This window comes from Exiguobacterium sp. s123, from assembly GCF_018617075.1.
GTDB classification, from domain to species: Bacteria; Bacillota; Bacilli; order Exiguobacteriales; family Exiguobacteriaceae; genus Exiguobacterium; species Exiguobacterium profundum.
This window is the reverse complement of the sequence record NZ_JACSJL010000001.1, coordinates 560,792-579,943: the sequence shown is the minus strand read 5'-3', so window position 1 is coordinate 579,943 and position 19,152 is coordinate 560,792. Positions and strand designations below refer to the sequence as shown.

At 49.8% G+C, this 19,152-nt stretch carries 13 protein-coding genes, 1 pseudogene and 1 other annotated feature; of the genes and pseudogenes, 10 read left to right on the top strand and 4 right to left on the bottom strand.

The genetic code is table 11. The features are described 5' to 3' along the window. Positions 1–426 precede the first annotated feature (426 nt). On the top strand, positions 427–2,199 hold the full coding sequence (locus tag KNO72_RS03000; protein WP_214687828.1) for a methyl-accepting chemotaxis protein: 1,773 nt from the start codon (positions 427–429) through the stop codon (positions 2,197–2,199). Between the two features lie 35 nt (positions 2,200–2,234). Here KNO72_RS03000 and zupT read toward each other — a convergent pair whose 3' ends face one another. After that, positions 2,235–3,092: a zinc transporter ZupT gene (zupT, locus tag KNO72_RS02995; protein WP_214757175.1), complete on the bottom strand. Its 858-nt coding sequence runs from the start codon at positions 3,090–3,092 to the stop codon at positions 2,235–2,237. A 211-nt stretch (positions 3,093–3,303) separates the two neighbouring features. Between zupT and secD the strand changes: the two are divergent. The 7 genes and pseudogenes from secD to aspS all read left to right on the top strand — a co-directional run bounded on the left by secD (position 3,304) and on the right by aspS (position 14,638). Continuing rightward, positions 3,304–5,521: pseudogene (gene secD, locus KNO72_RS15590) on the top strand (protein translocase subunit SecD). A gap of 99 nt (positions 5,522–5,620) precedes the next feature. Continuing rightward, on the top strand, positions 5,621–7,915 hold the full coding sequence (gene recJ, locus KNO72_RS02980; protein WP_214757172.1) for a single-stranded-DNA-specific exonuclease RecJ: 2,295 nt from the start codon (positions 5,621–5,623) through the stop codon (positions 7,913–7,915). A gap of 1 nt (position 7,916) precedes the next feature. Next, a complete protein-coding gene (locus KNO72_RS02975) occupies positions 7,917–8,435 on the top strand; it encodes an adenine phosphoribosyltransferase (protein ID WP_078146574.1) in 519 nt (172 codons plus the stop codon). Positions 8,436–8,623: 188 nt separating this feature from the next. Beyond that, positions 8,624–10,813 carry a RelA/SpoT family protein gene (locus KNO72_RS02970; protein ID WP_078146575.1) on the top strand — a complete coding sequence of 730 codons (2,190 nt, stop codon included), beginning with the start codon at positions 8,624–8,626 and terminating at the stop codon, positions 10,811–10,813. Between the two features lie 16 nt (positions 10,814–10,829). After that, positions 10,830–11,273: a D-aminoacyl-tRNA deacylase gene (gene dtd / locus KNO72_RS02965; RefSeq protein ID WP_078146576.1), complete on the top strand. Its 444-nt coding sequence runs from the start codon at positions 10,830–10,832 to the stop codon at positions 11,271–11,273. A gap of 38 nt (positions 11,274–11,311) precedes the next feature. After that, positions 11,312–11,546 (top strand) — a binding site (T-box leader). Between the two features lie 42 nt (positions 11,547–11,588). Continuing rightward, a complete protein-coding gene (hisS, locus tag KNO72_RS02960) occupies positions 11,589–12,869 on the top strand; it encodes a histidine--tRNA ligase (protein WP_251028266.1) in 1,281 nt (426 codons plus the stop codon). After that, on the top strand, positions 12,866–14,638 hold the full coding sequence (gene aspS, locus KNO72_RS02955) for an aspartate--tRNA ligase (RefSeq protein WP_214757170.1): 1,773 nt from the start codon (positions 12,866–12,868) through the stop codon (positions 14,636–14,638). Before hisS ends, aspS begins: the two co-directional genes overlap by 4 nt. Before the next feature lie 103 nt (positions 14,639–14,741). On the opposite strand, the gene KNO72_RS02950 is transcribed toward aspS, so the two are convergent. Beyond that, a complete protein-coding gene (locus KNO72_RS02950) occupies positions 14,742–14,963 on the bottom strand; it encodes a hypothetical protein (RefSeq protein WP_143404756.1) in 222 nt (73 codons plus the stop codon). Beyond that, positions 14,936–15,286: an iron-sulfur cluster biosynthesis family protein gene (locus KNO72_RS02945; RefSeq protein WP_078146579.1), complete on the bottom strand. Its 351-nt coding sequence runs from the start codon at positions 15,284–15,286 to the stop codon at positions 14,936–14,938. The genes KNO72_RS02950 and KNO72_RS02945 overlap by 28 nt, the downstream gene beginning before the upstream one ends. Positions 15,287–15,405: 119 nt before the next feature. Here KNO72_RS02945 and KNO72_RS02940 point away from each other — a divergent pair, with 119 nt between their 5' ends. Both KNO72_RS02940 and KNO72_RS02935 read left to right on the top strand, forming a co-directional pair. Continuing rightward, entirely contained in the window at positions 15,406–17,118 is a 1,713-nt protein-coding gene (locus KNO72_RS02940) for an ABC transporter ATP-binding protein (RefSeq protein WP_074037457.1), read from the top strand. A 101-nt stretch (positions 17,119–17,219) separates the two neighbouring features. Further along, positions 17,220–18,260, top strand: a complete 1,041-nt coding sequence (locus tag KNO72_RS02935; protein WP_214757169.1) for an alcohol dehydrogenase family protein — start codon at positions 17,220–17,222, stop codon at positions 18,258–18,260. Positions 18,261–18,285: 25 nt separating this feature from the next. Here KNO72_RS02935 and KNO72_RS02930 read toward each other — a convergent pair whose 3' ends face one another. Next, positions 18,286–18,933 carry a YczE/YyaS/YitT family protein gene (locus KNO72_RS02930; RefSeq protein ID WP_214684601.1) on the bottom strand — a complete coding sequence of 216 codons (648 nt, stop codon included), beginning with the start codon at positions 18,931–18,933 and terminating at the stop codon, positions 18,286–18,288. Between the last annotated feature and the right edge of the window lie 219 nt (positions 18,934–19,152).

Genomic DNA, 19,152 nt, shown 5'->3' with positions numbered 1-19,152 from the left:
GCGGCTTCTTGTCCGCCATAGACGGCTCTTGCGAACGGACCAAGAATCGTGATGCACTCGGGTCGAACGTAGGTGCGACATAGAGATGGATGAAGTTTGTTGTTTCCAGTTCGATAACGGGTAAGTGAGACGGTCGACAATAATCAAATCCTCCAAGCACCCGCCTTGTTCCATATATGAGATGGCGAGGGTCATTCCGTGTACACCAGCACCAATGATTAATAACTTCGTATTTTCCACAATCATAGAGAATCCTTTAAAAACGTAATTATTACGATTTAAAGTATACAAAGATGACTTCTTTTTGTCAAAACGAATCCGATTCAAAATTTATCCACCTCATTTCGAAAAATCGATTTGATTAATGAAAACGTTTGCACTAATCTCAAGTTGAGAAGAAATCCGAGATGAAGGAGAACGAATGACATGGACGTGAAACGATTGATTAAACAGATGAAGAAGTGGAAAGGATGGAGCATAAAACGAAATGGTACGAAACAGAAAGGACGCTCGTCGCTGAGACGACGGATGTCCATCGCGCTCATTCCGACGATCATTGCGCTCGTCATTGTCGGCGCGCTCGGATCTTATCAATTGAGACAATCGACTGCCGCCTATGACCGGGTCCTCAGTGAAGGCACGCAGGAGATGCTGCTTGCAGAGAATCTATCATTAGCGGTGACGGATGCTGAACGCTACTTGAACTACTATATGCTTGTAGCCAATCCGAAGACGCTCATCAGTCTCCAGGGAGTTCAAGAACAACGAGACGAATTGATGGCTTCACTCAAGGCATCTTCTTCAGATGAGAAGATCTTGTCTTGGTTGGGAGATTTGGAGAAATTTAACGAGCTATTAGACCGTGAGATGAATCGTGCCGTCGAACTTCGTCAACAACAAGACGAAATCGGCTTCAAAACCGTTCTCAACACGAGTGTGACACCGACGACGGATCGGGTACGCATGACCGTGACCGACCTTGTCGAATACAAAGGGGAGCTCCTCGAGTCTGAGACGAAAGCGGTACAAGCAGATGCAGAAAGTTCAATCCTTTGGATGCTCCTCATCAGTGTTGGTGGTGTCGTGATCGGGATTCTTTCCTTACTTGCGCTACAACGGCTTTTCCTAAAACCGATCAATCGACTCGGTCGTCAAGCACGCATCATGGCAGAAGGGGATTTGACTGGAGAAGATATCGAAGTCGCCTCAAACGATGAACTAGGAGACCTGGTTACGGCGTTCAATGAAATGAAGCATAATCTGGTCGGCTTGATTCGTCGGGTTGGTGAAGCGTCGGACAAAGTGACTGCATATTCTGAAGAACTTTACGCAAGCACAGACCATGTCGCGACAACGACCCAAGGCGTGTCCCGGTTGTTCGAAGAGATGAACGTGGCTGCGCAAGGATCCTCGAAGCGAGCAGAAGAAGGGACGATTGGCGTCAATCAAGCGGTGGATGGATTGAATCAAATCGCTGCGGCCTCACAAGGTGTGAATGAGCAGACGATACATACACTTGAGGCGGCGAACGGTGGACTTGAGACCGTTCAATTGGCAGAGAAACGGATGCAAGAAATTCGCCGTGCCAACGAGCTCACTCAACAGATGGTGAACCGTCTATCGAACCAATCGCTTGAAATCGAGAAAATCACCCGTTCGATCACGGCGATCACGGAACAGACGAACTTACTTGCCTTAAACGCGGCGATTGAAGCAGCACGTGCGGGTGAGCACGGAAAAGGGTTTGCCGTCGTCGCGGCTGAAGTCCGGAAACTCGCCGAGGAATCGAAACAATCCGCCATTCAAATCCAGACCGTCGTCCGCGACATTCAACGTGACACGGAGCAAGTCGAATCGGCGTTCGAAGAATCGAGCGTACATGTGGAGAATGGGGTATCGCAAATGGGAGAAGTGGCCGAGGCGTTCCGTGAGATCGTATCGGTCATCGAAGAGACGTCCCGTCAAATGAGTGAGATTGCGGCAGCAACAGAAGAAGTGAGCGCCAATACGACTGAAGTTGCCGTCTCTGTTGAAGATATGTCGACAAACGCCGTCTCGACACAGCGAAGCGTCGAAGAAGCCGGTGCGAACGTCGAAGAACAGCTTGCCGCCATTCAAGAAATCAACGGCATCGCTGAAACGATGAGTCACATGTCGTCTGAATTAAAAGATGTCGTCCATCTGTTTAAAACGACATAACAAATGCCCTGACGCGTGCGTCAGGGCATTGTTCGTTACATTAATAGGATTAGACTTGTCGCCATGACGATCATACCAGCAACCATTCCATACATGGAATGATGGGCGTGTCCGTATTCACGGGCGGCAGGGAGCAATTCGTCAAGCGAGATGAAGACCATGATGCCACCGACCGCCGCGAACAAGAGTCCGAAGACGGTGTCGCTCAAGAACGGCATGAGTAACAAGAATCCGATGGCCGCTCCAGCTGGCTCGGCAAGCCCTGACAACATCGAAAGCTTGAACGCCTTCTTCCGTGAGCCCGTCGCATAATAAATCGGGACGGAGACGGCAATCCCTTCTGGAATGTTGTGTAGGGCGATGGCGATGGCAATGGCTAAGCCGACGGTCGGGTCATCTAGTGCCGAGACGAACGTCGCAAGTCCTTCTGGGAAATTGTGAATCCCGATGGCGAGTGCCATGAAAATCCCCATTTTTTTTAGTCGATTTTGTACCTCTGGATGGTTGATTGGAGCCGCTTCATTTGTCGTCGTTGCGAGTTCATGTGTTGTCGGGTCATTCTGCATCGACTCGACAAACTTGACTTCGTGTGGATTCTCCATTTTCGGAATGAACTTATCGATCATGCCAATCAAGAACATCCCACCGAAGAATGCGAGAACGGTGTAGATTGTACCCGTATATTCTCCGTGAGCGCCGACGAGTTCCTCGAGCGCTTTCGGGAAAATCTCGATGAACGACACGTAAATCATGACGCCTCCGGAAAATCCAAGCGAGATGGAGAGGAATGCCGTGTTCGTCCGTTTCGCAAAGAATGCGATCATACTCCCGATTCCGGTAGCTAGACCGGCGAATAGAGTAAGGAGAAAGGCATAAATAACTGTGCTGTCCATATGGAAAGACTCCTTTGATGTTTTGATGTTAGCTACATCATACATGAAGTTTTGCCCATGCACAACATTTAGTCTTATATGCAAACTCAGTCGAACAATCCGTGAAGGTCGTTACAATTTTAGGAAAATGATTGATAAATGTTTAGAAAATTTGTAATGTTAACGAGAGAAGTTTTTATCAAGAACAGTGGTTTAGAAAGGAAATAGTCGTATGTACAAAAAAGGCAACATTGCGATTTTTGCGATCATCATGATTGCGACAATCCTGCTCGCAGTGTTCACGACACCATGGGTCGTCAAGAACACGAACCTCGGACTCGACTTAAAAGGTGGATTCGAAGTTTTGTATGAAGTACAACCGCTCGAAGACGGCGACGTCATCGACGAGTCGGCGATGAATGCAACCGTTCGCGCCATCAATAACCGAATCAACGTCCTCGGAGTTTCCGAACCGGACGTTCGAATCGAAGAAAACAATCGCATCCGTGTCCAGCTCGCGGGCGTATCGAACCAAAACGAAGCGCGCGAGGTTCTCTCGTCTACGGCACAATTGACATTCCGTGACGTGAACGACAACGTCTTGCTCGATGGGAAAGACTTGGCGCCGCGTGGGGCAGCGCTCAGCTACAACCAACAAGGACAACCGGTCGTTGAGTTGACACTTCAATCGGCTGACAAGTTTGGCGAAGTGACATCTGAGATTGCACAACGTCCAGCTCCTGAGAACCGTCTGGTCATTTGGCTCGACTATGAAGAGGGCGACACATATGAGAAAGAAGTTCAAAAAGAGAACTCGAAGATTGTGTCAGATGCTTCGGTAACGAGCCCGATCTTATCGGATAAAGCCATCATCTCAGGTGGTGGAATTGACGCGGAAAGCGGTCAACGCCTTGCGGACATCTTGAACGCAGGGGCGCTCCCGGTCAAACTTGATGAGATTTACTCGACATCTGTATCGGCCCAGTTCGGTCAAGATGCTTTAGAAGAAACGGTATTTGCCGCAACAATCGGAATCATCGCTGTATTCCTCTTCATGTTGTTCTTCTATCGTCTCCCAGGACTCGTGTCGATCATCACGCTTGTTCTGTACATCAACTTGATCATGTTGTTCTTCAACGGAATCAATGCGGTCTTGACGCTCCCAGGGATTGCGGCACTCGTCCTCGGAGTCGGTATGGCAGTCGATGCGAACATTATTACCGCGGAACGAATCAAAGACGAACTCCGCTCTGGAAAATCGGTCTTATCGGCATTCCGTGCAGGTAACCGTCGTTCCCTCAGTACGATCATCGATGCTAACTTGACGACGCTCATCTCGGCTGCGGTCTTGTTCTATTTCGGACAAAGCTCGGTCAAAGGGTTCGCCGTCATGCTCATGATCTCAATCGGGATGACGTTCATCTCGAACGTATTCATCTCACGTTATTTGATGCACCTCCTTGTCTCAAGTCGTCTGTTCGACAAACGCAAAGGATGGTTTGGTGTGAAGGAGAGTGAAATCCGTGAACTTTAAGCTTACTGAATGGAATTACGTGAAACATATGCGCACGATGTTCTTGGTTTCGACGGCGATCGTCGTTCTCGGAATCGGTCTCTTGTTCTTCCGTGGGTTGAACCTCGGAATCGATTTTGCTTCAGGGACGCGGGTCGAAGTACTAACGGAAGAACGTGTATCGCAAGAAGAATTCACGAAAGCGTTTAACGATGCCGGAGTTGACCAAGAGATTTCAAGCGTCCAATATGCAAATGAAGGTCGCTTGGCATACGTGACGTTCGTTGGGCAATTGGGACAAGAGGAAGTCGCGAACGTCAAGACGGCGTTCACTGAACAATTCGGGAACGACCCGAACATCAGCACCGTCTCGGCTCAAGTCGGTCGTGACTTGGCGAAAAATGCTTTGTATGCGGTAGCCGTCGCATCAATCGGGATTATTCTCTACATCACGGTGCGTTTCCAATTCTCATATGCACTTGCAACTGTTATCGCGATGTTACACGATGCCTTCTTCATGATTGTCGCGTTCTCGCTCTTTGGGATCGAGGTCAACTTGTACTTTATCGCCGCGATCTTGACCATCATCGGTTACTCGGTCAACGATACAATCGTAACGTTCGACCGGGTCCGCGAGAACATCACGTCGTATGAAAAGGAACGAAAAATCAAGTCGATGGACGTCTATGAGTCGATCATCAACAAGTCGATTCAAGAGACAATCGTACGGTCCGTGAATACGGTCATCACGGTACTCGTTACAGCGATTGCCTTGTACGTGTTCGGTGCCGAGTCGATTCGCAGCTTCTCGCTCGCGCTCATCGTCGGACTTTTCATGGGGATGTATTCTTCGATCTTCATTGCATCGTATTTATGGCTCCTCATCAAACGCACGACAATCAACAAGAAAAAAGATACGCCGGTCACAGAGGCGTAACAAGTGGGTCTCCCTTCAATCGGGAGACCTTTTCAAATGTCAAGACGGCACATCTTTCACGCGGTCTGCTATAATCTACAATTGATTGGAGTGAAGGACATGTACCATTCGAAAAAACAGTGGCTCTATCCGGAAACAAATCCGGACGACGTCACGCGTTTACAAAACGAATTAAATATATCAGCACAACTGGCGACGTTGCTCGTTCAGCGTGGTCATCAAGACGTAGAAGCGGCCAAGGCATTCTTGTATGCCGAGGAAGAACTCGTCTTTCATGACCCGTACTTGTTTGAACAGATGGAGAAAGTCGTCACCCGCATTAAACAGGCGGCAGACGATGGGGAGATGGTGCTCATCTATGGTGACTACGATGTCGACGGGGTCAGTGCCTCATCCGTCATGTGGCACGCGTTGACCGAAATCGGTGTCATGGCCGAGTGTTATATCCCGAACCGTTTCACGGAAGGATATGGACCGAACAAAGAAGCGTTCCAATGGGCGGCGAACGAGGGATTCACTTTGGTCATCACGGTGGATTGCGGAATTTCAGGGATTGAAGAAGCGACACTCTTAAAAGACCTTGGCGTCGATTTGATCATCACGGACCACCACGAGCCAAAAGAGACATTGCCGGACGCCTATGCAATCATTCATCCGCATATCGACCCGGGATATCCATATGATAAACTCGCCGGAGCGGGAGTCGCCCTCAAAGTGGCGCACGCCGTTTTAGGGAGAATGCCGGAAGAACTCCTTGATTTGGCCGTACTCGGAACGATTGCCGACCTCGTCCCGTTAGACGGTGAAAACCGGTTGCTTGCGAAGAAGGGAATCGCCGCACTCGAGGCTTCAAAACGTCCAGGTATCTTAGCGTTACGTGAAGTATGTGGTCTCGGTGACAGCGTGTTGAACGAAGAATCGGTCGGTTTCGCGTTCGGTCCACGCATCAATGCCGCGGGTCGACTCGATTCGGCGATGCCGGCACTTCAAATGCTCTTAGCCGAACATGTGGAGGAAGCGCTCGAGCTAGCGAAACAGCTCGATAAGCAAAACAAAGAACGTCAAGACATCGTCAAGACAATCGCTGCTGAAGCGAAAGAACTCGTCGAAGCGTCGATGACCGAGGACCGTGTACTCGTCGTGGCGAGTGAGAAGTGGAATCCTGGAGTTGTCGGGATTGTCGCATCTCGTCTCGTCGAGGCGTACTATCGTCCAGTCATCCTCCTTTGCCACGACCCTGAGACGGGTAAGGCGAAAGGATCGGGGCGCTCCATCGATGGATTTGACCTCTTCAAGGAACTTTCGAAGAATGAAGATATTTTGCCACACTTTGGCGGACATCCAGCTGCGGCCGGGATGACCCTTCAGTCGGAACACGTCGCCGAACTACGAGAGCGACTGAACCGTCAGGCGGAGTCCATCCCCGATGACGTGTTTGTACCACGAGTAAACGTCGACTTGAAACTCTCCGTCAACGACGTTTCGCTCGATTTGATTTCAGAGATTGGAAAGCTCGCGCCATTTGGTATGGGGAATCCATCCCCTCGCGTTGTCGTCGCAGATGCGAAACTGCGTGATATTCGCCAAATCGGACGGGATGCCACGCATTTGAAAGTACAGCTCGCCGGAGACAAGCGTGAGCTCGATGGCATCGGGTTTGGATTCGGGCACGTCGTTTCAGAGATTTCAAAGATGGCTCATATCTCGGTGATGGGAAGTCTTCAAGTCAACGAATGGAACGGAATGCGTAAACCGCAGCTCATGATTCAAGATTTACGGGTCGATGACTTCCAAGTGTTTGACTATCGTGGGAAGAAAAAATCAATGCAAGAGTTGAAAGATTTGCCGAAAGACCAGACGTCATTTTTATCTTTCCGAGGGACGAACGAAGATTTTCCACTCCATGAAGGAGATGAACCGCTCAACCGTTTCGTCGTTCTGCTCGATCTTCCGGACGATGAAGAGGTGCTCGCAGAGAAACTTCATGAGGGGATCGAACGCATTTATTGTGCCTTCGGTCAAGGAGACTCGTTCTTTGAACGTCTTCCATCCCGTGAGGATTTCCGAACGTATTATGTCCATATGGCAACGTGCGAACGGAAAAATCTACGTGAAAACCTGATTCGTCTGTCAAAAGAGCGAAAATGGTCAAAAAATACGATTCAATTTATGCATCAAGTATTCTCTGAACTCGAATTTCTTGTTACAATGGAAGACGGACTGCCTGGAGTCAATCCAGAAGCACCGAAACGCGATTTGACCGAGGCGCCGTGCTATCAACGCCGGATTGGGCGCCAACAACTCGAAGAGCGTTTCGTATACGCGTCATTGGCGGAGCTCAAAGAGCGGTTACAATCGTTGCGATCGAACAAGATGCAGGAGGCATACACATAAAATGGATTTCAAACAGCATATTAAAGAAGTAGCAGATTATCCGAAGGAAGGAATCAGCTTCAAAGATATCACGTCACTCATGCAAGATGGCGAAGTCTACAAGAAAGCGGTAGATGAGCTCGTCGTTTATGCACGTGAACGTGGAGCGGAGTTGATTGCTGGTCCGGAAGCACGCGGATTCGTCGTCGGTTGCCCGGCAGCGTATGCGCTCGAACTCGGGTTTGTACCAGTACGTAAAGAAGGAAAGTTACCACGTGAGACAGTACGAGTTTCATACGGTCTTGAGTATGGGACGGACATTTTGACAATGCACAAAGATTCAATCCAACCTGGACAACAAGTCGTCATCTTGGATGACTTGCTCGCAACAGGTGGTACGATTGAAGCGACGATTAAAATGATTGAACAACTCGGTGGAGTTGTTGCGGGAATCGGGTTCTTGATTGAACTCGATGGACTTGGTGGACGTGAGCGTCTCGAAGGATACGACGTGTTCTCACTCATCCGCTACGAAGACTAATTTGAACGGGAAGCGACATGCTTCCCGTTTTTGAATAGTTTTTAAGGAAAATAACCTACAACCTTTGACAGGTCGTCAGATTTTTTCGATAATGGTTATAAAAATCATAGAATCTTGAATACAAACTACTACCATGCTGCGACGAATCCGAGGCGATTGGAGCGGTTAGAAAAAGGGTGTCGAATGTTATGACCAAAAAACAAATCGTAAGTATTGAGGATCTTCTCGACGCGCTCGGGGAGTATATGGGTGACGACGATATAGCCGAAGTGAAACGCGCTTACGAATACGCAAAACTTCATCATACCGGTCAGTTCCGACGTTCGGGCGAGCCCTATATCCTCCATCCGGTTCAAGTGGCCGGCATTCTCGTTGATATCGGCTTAGACGCCACAACGATTGTTGGAGCGCTCTTGCATGATGTTGTTGAAGATACGGATATTTCGTTACAGCAATTGACGGACGATTTTGGTCCAGACGTGGCCATGCTCGTCGATGGCGTCACGAAACTTGGTAAAATTAAATATAAATCGAAAAAAGAAGAACTTGCTGAAAACCACCGGAAGATGATTATCGCCATGGCAGAAGACGTGCGCGTGATCCTGATCAAACTTGCGGACCGGCTCCACAATATGCGGACGCTTCAGCATATGCCGAAAGAAAAGCAAGTTCAAAAGGCAGAAGAGACGCTCGAAATCTTTGCTCCGCTCGCGCACCGGATGGGGATCTCGACAATCAAGTGGGAGCTCGAAGATATTTCGTTACGTTATATCAACCCGCAGCAATACTATAAGATCGTCTCGATGATGAAACAGAAACGGACGGAACGGGAAGCACTCGTCACCTCTGTCATCACGGAAGTGAACAGGGTTCTTGAGGAAGTGCATATCGATGCCGACGTGAACGGTCGACCGAAGCACATCTATTCTATCTATAACAAGATGGTGAAGCATAAAAAAGAGTTCAATGAAATTTACGATTTGATGGCGGTCCGCATTATCGTCGATTCGATTCGTGATTGTTATGCCGTGCTCGGAATCATCCATACGCAATACAAGCCGATGCCGGGACGTTTCAAAGATTATATCGCCATGCCGAAGCCGAACATGTATCAGTCGCTCCATACGACCGTGATCGGTCCGAAAGGTGAGCCGCTCGAAGTCCAAATTCGGACGAAAGACATGCATTTCATCGCTGAGTTCGGGATTGCGGCACACTGGGCGTATAAAGAAGGGAAAAACGTCTCGACGAACGGATTCGACGAGAAGATCGCCCACCTTCGTGAAATCCTCGAGCTGCAAAAGGATACGACGGATGCCGAGGAATTCATGGAGTCCCTCAAAGTTGATTTCTTTAGCGACATGCTGTACGTCTTCACACCAAAAGGAGACGTATTCGAGTTGCCGAAGGGCTCAGTCCCGATTGACTATGCGTACCGGATTCATACGGAGATCGGGCACCGGATGACGGGTGCGAAAGTGAACGGCCGGATGGTACCGCTCGACTACAAACTCGAGACGGGTGACATCATCGAAATCATCACGTCGAAGCATAGTTACGGACCGAGTAAGGATTGGTTGAAGCTCGCTGTTTCGAGCCAGGCGAAGAACAAGATTCGTCAATGGTTCAAACGTCAACAGCGTGAAGAAAACGTCGAGAAAGGGAAAGATCTCGTCGAGGCAGAAATCAAGAAACTCGGTTTTGAACCGAAAGAAGTGATCGATGAGCCGGCACTCAGTATCGTCGTCGAGAAGTTCAACTTCGGGAACGAGGAAGAGATGTATGCCGCAGTCGGTTATCAAGGCATCACTGCCGCTCAAGTCGCGCATAAGTTGACGGAGAAGCAGCGCAAAGAGCCGAAACTCGAGCTCTCTGAAGCCATCAGCGAATTGAAAGTCAGTCAGGCGCCGAAGAAGAAAACGGCAGAGGCGGGCGTGACGGTCAAAGGAATCGACAACATGCTCGTGCGCATGAGCCGTTGCTGTAACCCGGTACCGGGAGATGAAATCGTCGGATACATCACCCGTGGACGCGGCGTCTCGATTCACCGGAAAGACTGCTTGAACATCGTCAACGAACAACATCCGGAGCGTCTCCTTGACGTCGAATGGGAAGTCGGACAGGCGAAAGAGAAGAACTATAACGTCGATATCGAAATCACGGGATATGATCGTTCAGGTCTCTTGAACGATGTCCTTCAGGCGGTATCGGCGACGAATACGAATATCGTGGCCGTCAGTGGTCGGGGCGACCAAAATAAACAAGCTCGCATCTCGATGACGATCTCGATTCCGAACGTGAATCACTTGCAGAAAGTTGTCGAGCGCATTAAACAAATCTCAGACGTGTATTCGGTCAGCCGAGTCATGATGACGTGACGAAAGGAAGAGGAACGTGCGTGTATTATTGCAACGAGTGAAAGAAGCATCGGTCACAGTGGAGGAAGAAGTCGTCGGGGCAATCAACGCCGGATACTTGCTTCTCGTCGGTGTGACACATGAAGATACAGAAGAGGAAGTGAACTGGCTCGCCGACAAGGTGACCGGGCTTCGCGTCTTCGAGGACGATCAAGAAAAAATGAACTTATCGATTCAAGATGTGGCCGGTCAAATTTTGTCGGTCTCGCAATTCACATTGTATGGAGATACGATGAAAGGACGGCGACCTGCTTTCACAAAGGCCGCCAAACCGGATATCGCTGAAACGCTCTATGAAAAATTCAATGAGCGACTCCGGTCGAACGGGCTCATCGTCGAGACGGGACGCTTCGGGGCGATGATGGACGTCGCACTTGTCAATGACGGACCGGTCACACTCATGCTCGAAAAAAACGCTTGACAGATGCCGGCTTGATTCGGCATCATGAAGCATATAGTCAAACACCTACGATAAAGAAGAGTACGGTCAACCCACCAGCAAAGAGAGCGATGCCTTGGCTGAAAGCATCGACTGGATGATGACCCGAACGACACTTTGGAGGTGCTCCCTTGAAAGCGAGTAGGGGGAGCCGTTTCATCGGGCGTTAACCGATTTCGAGTGGCAGAGTTTCAAGTGATGGCTCTGCAACGAGGGTGGTACCACGGGAAACTGACACAGGCTCTCGTCCCTTTGCGGACGAGGGCCTTTTTGTATTTTAAGGAGGGAATTGTGATGATGAAAGCACCACGCGGTACACAAGACCTGCTTCCGGGCACGGTCGAGACGTGGCAATATGTCGAGGAAAAACTTCGCGACATGAGCGCCCGTTATAACTATAAAGAAATCCGCACACCAATCTTTGAAACGACGAACCTGTTCACACGCAGTGTCGGGGAAACGACGGACATCGTCCAAAAAGAGATGTTCACGCTCGTGAAGAAAGGGAAAGACGAGTACACGCTTCGCCCAGAAGGGACGGCATCAGTCATTCGTGCGTTCGTGACGAACAAACTATTCGGAAATCCGGACCAACCGACGAAGCTCTACTACATGGGACCGATGTTCCGCTACGAGCGCCCACAAAAAGGCCGCTTCCGTCAGCTTCACCAATACGGTGTCGAAGCAATCGGTAGTAGTGACCCGGCCGTTGACGCTGAGGTCATCAGCCTCGCCTACTCAATCTACAAGTCGTTTGGACTTCAGAAAATCAAAGTCGTCGTCAACTCGCTTGGGGACGCGGAAAGCCGCAACGCCCACCGCGATGCACTCATCCGTCACTTCGAGCCGGTGGCAGGCGAACTTTGCCAAGACTGCCAGTCACGTCTTTACAAGAACCCGCTTCGCATCTTGGATTGCAAGGTCGACCGTGATCATCCGTCGATGAAGACGGCACCGTCAATCCTTGAATATTTGAACGAAGAGTCGAAAGCCTACTTCGATCAAGTGCTCGCACAACTCGATGCACTCGGTGTCGCCTACGAAGTCGACCCGACACTCGTTCGTGGACTCGATTACTATACGCACACGGCGTTTGAAATCATGTCCGAGGCAGAAGGGTTCGGAGCCATCACGACACTTTGTGGCGGCGGACGTTACAACGGTCTCGTACAAGATATCGGTGGACCGGATATGCCGGGAGTCGGTTTTGGAATCGGATTGGAGCGCCTCATCCTTGCATTGGAGAATGAAGGAGTCTTACCTAAACTCGAGACAGGACTTGATGTCTTCATCGTCGCGCAAGGTGAAAAAGAAGTCGAATTGACGGCGACACGTCTCCTACAACTCCTCCGCATGGAAGGATTCAAGGCAGAGCGTGATTACCAAGGGCGCAAGTTCAAAGGACAATTTAAACAGGCGGACCGCCTGAAAGCCAAGTTCACAGTCATCTTAGGGGATGACGAAGTCGAGCGCGGGGCAGCCGCCTTGAAAGATATGACGACTGGTGAACAAGTCGACGTGCCACTCTCGGCCGTCGCAGACAAAATTCGTGAACTATCGGAAGGAGCAGAACAATGATCGGACGCACACATATGAACGGCCGCGTGACAGAGTCACTCATCGGCCAAGAAGTACAATTAAAAGGATGGGTACAAAAACGTCGTGACCTCGGGGGCCTCATCTTCATCGACCTTCGTGACCGCACAGGGATCGTCCAAGTCGTCGTACGCCCGGAAAACGAAGCAGTCCACCAACTCGCGGAAACAATCCGTAGTGAGTATGTCCTCGACGTAAAAGGAACGGTTCTCGAGCGTGAGAACAAGAACCCGAACATGCCGACAGGAAACATCGAAGTCATCGCGTCTGAGATCAACATCTTGAACGCGGCGAAGATGACACCAATCCCAATCGGTGACGAGGCAGAAAACGTCTCAGAAGACCTTCGCCTCAAATACCGTTACCTCGACCTTCGTCGTCCAGCGCTTCAAGAGACGTTCCGTCTCCGCTCGAAGACGTCGAACACGATCCGTAACTTCTTGACAGAGCAAGAGTTCCTTGAAGTCGAAACACCAATTTTGACGAAGTCGACACCAGAAGGCGCACGTGACTATCTCGTACCGAGCCGTGTCCACGGTGGTGAGTTCTACGCGCTCCCGCAATCACCACAGCTATTCAAACAGTTGCTCATGGTCGCAGGATTTGACCGTTACTTCCAAATCGCACGCTGCTTCCGTGACGAAGACCTTCGTGCAGACCGTCAACCTGAGTTCACGCAAGTCGACATCGAGACGAGCTTCATGGATATCGAAGACTTGATGGCGATGATGGAATCAATGATGGGTGAAGTCATGGAGTCATCACTCGGTCGCACAGATACACCGGCTAAGTTCGAGCGTATGACATACGCGGAAGCGATGCGCCGTTTCGGTTCAGATAAGCCGGACACGCGTTTCGGTCTTGAACTCATCGATGTGGCAGACGCGGTGAAAGGTGCCGGCTTCAAAGTGTTCGACGCCGCACTCGAATCAAACGGGCAAGTCAAAGCAATCAATGTCAAAGGTGAGGCGGACAACTTCTCACGTAAAGACATCGACAAGCTTCAAGAGTTCACAGCGGTCTACGGTGCGAAAGGTCTCGCATGGCTCAAAGTGACAGCGGAAGGCTTGAACGGTCCGATCGCGAAGTTCTTCGACGAAACGTACGCACAGAAGTTGATCGAGGCAACGAATTCAGAAGCAGGTGACCTTCTCCTCTTCGTCGCATCGAAACCAACTGTCGTCGCTGACAGCCTTGGCGCACTCCGCGTCAAACTCGGACACGACCTCGGTCTCATCGACGAGTCGAAATTCAACTTCCTATGGGTGACAGACTTCCCACTCGTGACGTTTGAAGAAGAAGACGGTCGTTTCTATGCGAATCACCATCCGTTCACGATGCCAAACCGTGAAGACCTTCACCTTCTTGAGACAGACCCGGCAAGCGTACGCGCCATCGCCTATGACCTCGTCTTGAACGGTTACGAGCTCGGTGGCGGTTCACAGCGTATTTACGAGCGTGACATCCAGGAACGTATGTTTAAATTGCTCGGCTTTACGCAAGAAGAAGCGATTGAACAGTTCGGCTTCTTACTCGAAGCGTTCGAATACGGTACACCACCACACGCGGGAATCGCACTCGGTCTCGACCGTCTCGTCATGATTCTTGCAGGTCGTTCGAACCTTCGTGACACAATCGCCTTCCCGAAAACGGCTTCGGCAAGCGACTTGCTCACGCAAGCACCGAGCCCGGTCTCGGACGCGCAACTCGAAGAGTTATCGATTCGTACGGCAGTAAAAGAGAAGAAGTAAGCACAAAAAACGAGGGTTGCCATGGCAATCCTCGTTTTTGTATGGGTGAAACGGGTTTTGGATTTAACACGATGGTAGAAATTTAATGGGACACTTCCTCTTGTTAACGGTTATCCTCTTCTCGCTGCATATATTTCGCTGTTCGTTGCAACGCGAAACCAAACGCAAACAGCGAAGCGATGACGGCGGACATCGTGTATACCGAATCGATGAATGCCAGATAGATTCCGAACAGTCCAAGACCGAAACTCAAGAAGAAGAGAATGAGCAGTCTCGGATGTTGTTTCAGCGTCTGTTTCATCGGCTCGGAACGTTCAACTGACAACCTGTGCCGTCTGTGACAAGAAGATTCGAATTGAACACTTGGCCGTCACTCTTCAAGACGAGCGTACGACGGTCTTCGAGGAAATCGATTTTCATCTGTTCATCTAAAAACACTTTTGTCCAGTTTTTGATTAAGATTGGTCCGATGTTTGATTCGATTTCAACGTCTTCCGGAGTCGTCTCGGTTACGTATCGAATCTCAAAGATTCCGCTGTTCCCACAGCCACAACCTTCTGTCTCGTAAAAGAGGTGCATCTGTCCTTCGCGTTCGCCTTTCAATGACTCGATTCGTTCGAGGGCACGATTTGTAATGTGTACATGCATGTGTATCACTCCTTACTTTTATTATACGCCGTTTGAAAAAAGAATGAAAAAGGGATGCATCCTGTTTTCCACCTTTCGGAAAAAAGCGTACACTTAATGATGAGAAGGGGGAAGAGAGAATGATTTCACGTTTTTTTAGTTATTATCGACCACATAAAAAGTTATTCCTACTCGATTTTTCATTCGCAATTCTCGTCGGACTGCTTGAACTTGGATTTCCGCTTGCCGTTCAATGGTTCATCGACGACTTGTTGCCGGGTGGGGAATGGAACTGGATTATCATCGTCAGCATCGGCCTGTTGATTCTATACATATTGGCCATGATGATGCAGTACGTCGTCAACTACTGGGGACATAAGCTCGGCATCAACATCGAGACGGACATGCGAGAAGAGTTGTTCACGCATATCCATAAACAGTCGTTCCGCTTCTTTGACAATCATAAGACCGGCCATTTGATGAGCCGGGTCACGAACGACTTGTTCGATATCGGGGAAGTGGCGCACCATGGGCCGGAAGACTTCTTTATCGCCATCATGACGTTACTCGGTGCGTTCGGGATCATGTTCTCGATCGACCCTGAACTCGCACTCGTCACCGTTGTCGCAGTACCGTTCCTCATCATCATGATCACGTATGCGAATAAGAACATGAACAAGGCGTGGCAAAAGATGTACACGAATATCGGGGAAGTGAACGCACGCGTCGAGGACAGTGTGTCTGGGGCACGCGTCGTCCAATCGTTTACGAACGAGGCGTTTGAAATCGGACGTTTCCAAAAAGACAACAACTTCTATCGCGGCTCGAAGATTGAAGCGTATCGCGTCATGAGTACGTCACTCGCAGGTATTTATATCACGACGCGTCTTATGACGTTGCTCGTCCTTGTGTACGGGGCGTACTTAACGTACGAGGGTCAGCTATCGTACGGACAACTCGTGGGATTCATCTTGTACATGAATTTACTCATCAAGCCGATTGAAAAGATCACGGCGCTTTTAGAAATGTATCCGAAAGGGATGGCAGGGTTCAAACGATTCACGCAGTTGCTTGATGAAGAGCCGGACATTGAGAACCGAGCGGATGCGACCGAGGTCGAAACGTTGACAGGCGATATCGTCTTCGATGACGTCTCATTCGGCTATTCAGACTACCGCCAAGTGTTGACAGATATTGACTTGTCGATCGAGGCAGGGACGACTGTTGCCTTAGTCGGGACGAGCGGGGCAGGGAAGACAACCATCTGTTCACTCATTCCGCGTTTTTATGACGTCACAAAGGGTGCCATCTCGATTGACGGCATGGATATCCGGAACATGACGAAAGAGAGTTTACGTCGTCAAATCGGAATTGTGCAACAAGATGTCTTCTTATTTGCGGGTACGCTACGGGAGAACATTGCTTACGGGAAACTGGATGCGACCGATGCAGAGATCATGCATGCGGTGGAAAAAGCACATCTCGGCACGCTCGTCGAAGAGCTCGAGCACGGTCTTGATACACAAATCGGAGAGCGTGGACTAAAACTCTCCGGAGGTCAGAAACAACGCATCGCCATTGCGCGTATGTTTTTGAAAAATCCGCCGATTTTAATACTCGATGAGGCGACCTCGGCGCTCGATACGGAGACCGAGGCCATCATTCAGGATTCATTAAATGAACTGGCAGCAAATCGAACGACGCTCATCATCGCGCACCGTTTAGCGACTGTAAGGAATGCCGACCGGATTCTTGTCGTGACGGCAGAAGGAATCGTAGAAGATGGAACGCACGAAGAACTCAGTCAAAAAGGTGGCGTCTTCACGAACCTGTTACAACGTCAACAACTATAAATCGAGGGCTGCCTGATAAAGGGCGGCCCTTTTTTGGCGTGATAACAGCATTTCGTGGGTAAATACTTATGGATGAATGAAAGCGGAGGAGGCAAAATACCATGAAAGCTGTACAAGTCGTAGGATATGGGGACGTTGACCAACTCCAAGTGGTTGATATCCCGAAACCGTCTCCGAAAGCAGGAGAAGTGCTGATCAAGGTACGCGCCTGCGTGATTAACAATACAGAAATATGGATGCGAGAAGGGGCTTATGGAGCTCGGGAGAAGTCAGGATGGCGCCCGGAAGGCGTCCAGTTCCCACGCATTCCCGGTTCAGACATCACTGGTGAAGTCGTCGAGCTCGGATATGGGGTCGACCAAGGGATGATGGGTCGACACGTCGTCTTATTCCCGTTCACCTCGAGCGGACCTGAACGGAAGGAACATTTGTCGGACGATATGTCCTTTATTGGATCAGAGTATGACGGGGGCTACGCGGAGTATGTATCATGGCCGGCTGACCTTTGTTTTGACATGCCGCTTGATGATTTCGTCGAGAGTGCAGTCTTTTCCGTAAGTGGTCTCACGGCTTGGCATATGAACGAGCAGTTACACATCCGTTCCGGTGAGACGATTGTCGTCACTGGGGCAAGTGGCGGGGTCGGCTCACTCAACATCCAAATTGCGGCGAACGTATTCGGGGCGAATGTGTTCGCTATCGTCGGTGATTTGAAAAACGAGCAAGAGTTAAAAGCGCTTGGGGCGACCGAAGTGTTTTCCTACCGTTCTGAGACGCTCGCCGATGATATCATCGCTGCGAACGGTGGCCCGGTCGACGCGGTCCTTGATGTCGTGGGAGATGCGCTATTTGATGTATCTCTAAACATCTTGAAAAAGGGAGGGAAGTTCTGTATCTCTGGTTCGGCGGGAGGACAGACGACCCATCTCGACTTCCGGACGCTGTACTTGAAACATATCGCGATGTGCGGGTCTGTTCTCGGGACACGATATGAATTCGCGGAGATGTTGCGCTCGATCGCCGAAGGGAAGCTAAAACCGGTCATTGACCGGACGTTCCCGCTTGAAGAGGCACGTGAGGCACAGGCGTATTTTAAACAATCGGGTAAGTTCGGAAAGATTGTGCTCATTCCGAACACATAAAAAGAGAGGAGATCTCCTCTCTTTTTCATGCGAATTTTACTTTGAGACGATCGACATAGGCGATGAACAGGCGGAACCGTTCTAGCCAAAACTGGAAGAATGGACCGATGAGGAAAATCGATAAGACGGTCCCGAAGAAAAGTGGCCCGCCGAGTGCCCAACCGATGAGACAAGCGGTCAGTTCCATCCAAGTCCTCATGGCACGGACGGACGTTTGGAAACGGTCTGCTAAGGCAAGCGTCAATCCATCGCGTGGACCGGCACCGTACCCGACGGCGACATAGAGACCAGCTCCCATTCCCATGACAAATATCCCGAACGTGAGCCAAACGACATTTACAAATAAGCCATCGAATGTCGGGAGCCATTGCTCGTTCAAAATCAGGTTCATAAATACCCCGACAAAGACCGCGTTGACGAGCGTGCCAAATTGAGGCCGGATTCGGTCGAGTATGTATTTGAATAGGACGAGTAGAAGTCCCACGCATAAGATGACTGTCCCGATTGAAATCGGAAGATGGTGAGCGATACCGATATGAAGGACGTCCCACGTGGAAACCCCGAGATTTGCCGTGATCATGATGGATGAACCGAGTGCGAGTAAGAACAACCCGGTCATGAAAAGACCCCATTTGAAGAGAATGCGTAAAAGATGGATGGATCGGACGTGCATGAACATCGCCTCGTTTCAATAGAATGATTGATTTATCTTAGCACAGGCGATTGAAAAACATAAAAAAAACGTCTCAGCTTATTGGCTGAGACGTGAGTTTTATTTCTTCGGTGATTTTTTTGCTTTGTTCTTTTTATAGTAATCGTAGACGAACGGTGCGACCGCCGTCGCAATTTTAATCAATGTTCCCATTTTGCCTTTCTTAGCCATTATGCTACA

What these genes read in the sequence shown, in the direction of transcription:
- KNO72_RS02975 (WP_078146574.1), top strand. Translation starts at nt 7,917, where the DNA reads ATGGATTTCAAACAGCATATTAAAGAAGTAGCAGATTATCCGAAGGAA.
- KNO72_RS02940 (WP_074037457.1), top strand. Translation starts at nt 15,406, where the DNA reads ATGATTTCACGTTTTTTTAGTTATTATCGACCACATAAAAAGTTATTC.
- hisS (WP_251028266.1), top strand. Translation starts at nt 11,589, where the DNA reads ATGAAAGCACCACGCGGTACACAAGACCTGCTTCCGGGCACGGTCGAG.
- zupT (WP_214757175.1), bottom strand. Translation starts at nt 3,092, where the DNA reads ATGGACAGCACAGTTATTTATGCCTTTCTCCTTACTCTATTCGCCGGT.
- recJ (WP_214757172.1), top strand. Translation starts at nt 5,621, where the DNA reads ATGTACCATTCGAAAAAACAGTGGCTCTATCCGGAAACAAATCCGGAC.
- KNO72_RS03000 (WP_214687828.1), top strand. Translation starts at nt 427, where the DNA reads ATGGACGTGAAACGATTGATTAAACAGATGAAGAAGTGGAAAGGATGG.
- KNO72_RS02930 (WP_214684601.1), bottom strand. Translation starts at nt 18,933, where the DNA reads ATGCACGTCCGATCCATCCATCTTTTACGCATTCTCTTCAAATGGGGT.
- aspS (WP_214757170.1), top strand. Translation starts at nt 12,866, where the DNA reads ATGATCGGACGCACACATATGAACGGCCGCGTGACAGAGTCACTCATC.
- KNO72_RS02945 (WP_078146579.1), bottom strand. Translation starts at nt 15,286, where the DNA reads ATGCATGTACACATTACAAATCGTGCCCTCGAACGAATCGAGTCATTG.
- KNO72_RS02970 (WP_078146575.1), top strand. Translation starts at nt 8,624, where the DNA reads ATGACCAAAAAACAAATCGTAAGTATTGAGGATCTTCTCGACGCGCTC.
- KNO72_RS02935 (WP_214757169.1), top strand. Translation starts at nt 17,220, where the DNA reads ATGAAAGCTGTACAAGTCGTAGGATATGGGGACGTTGACCAACTCCAA.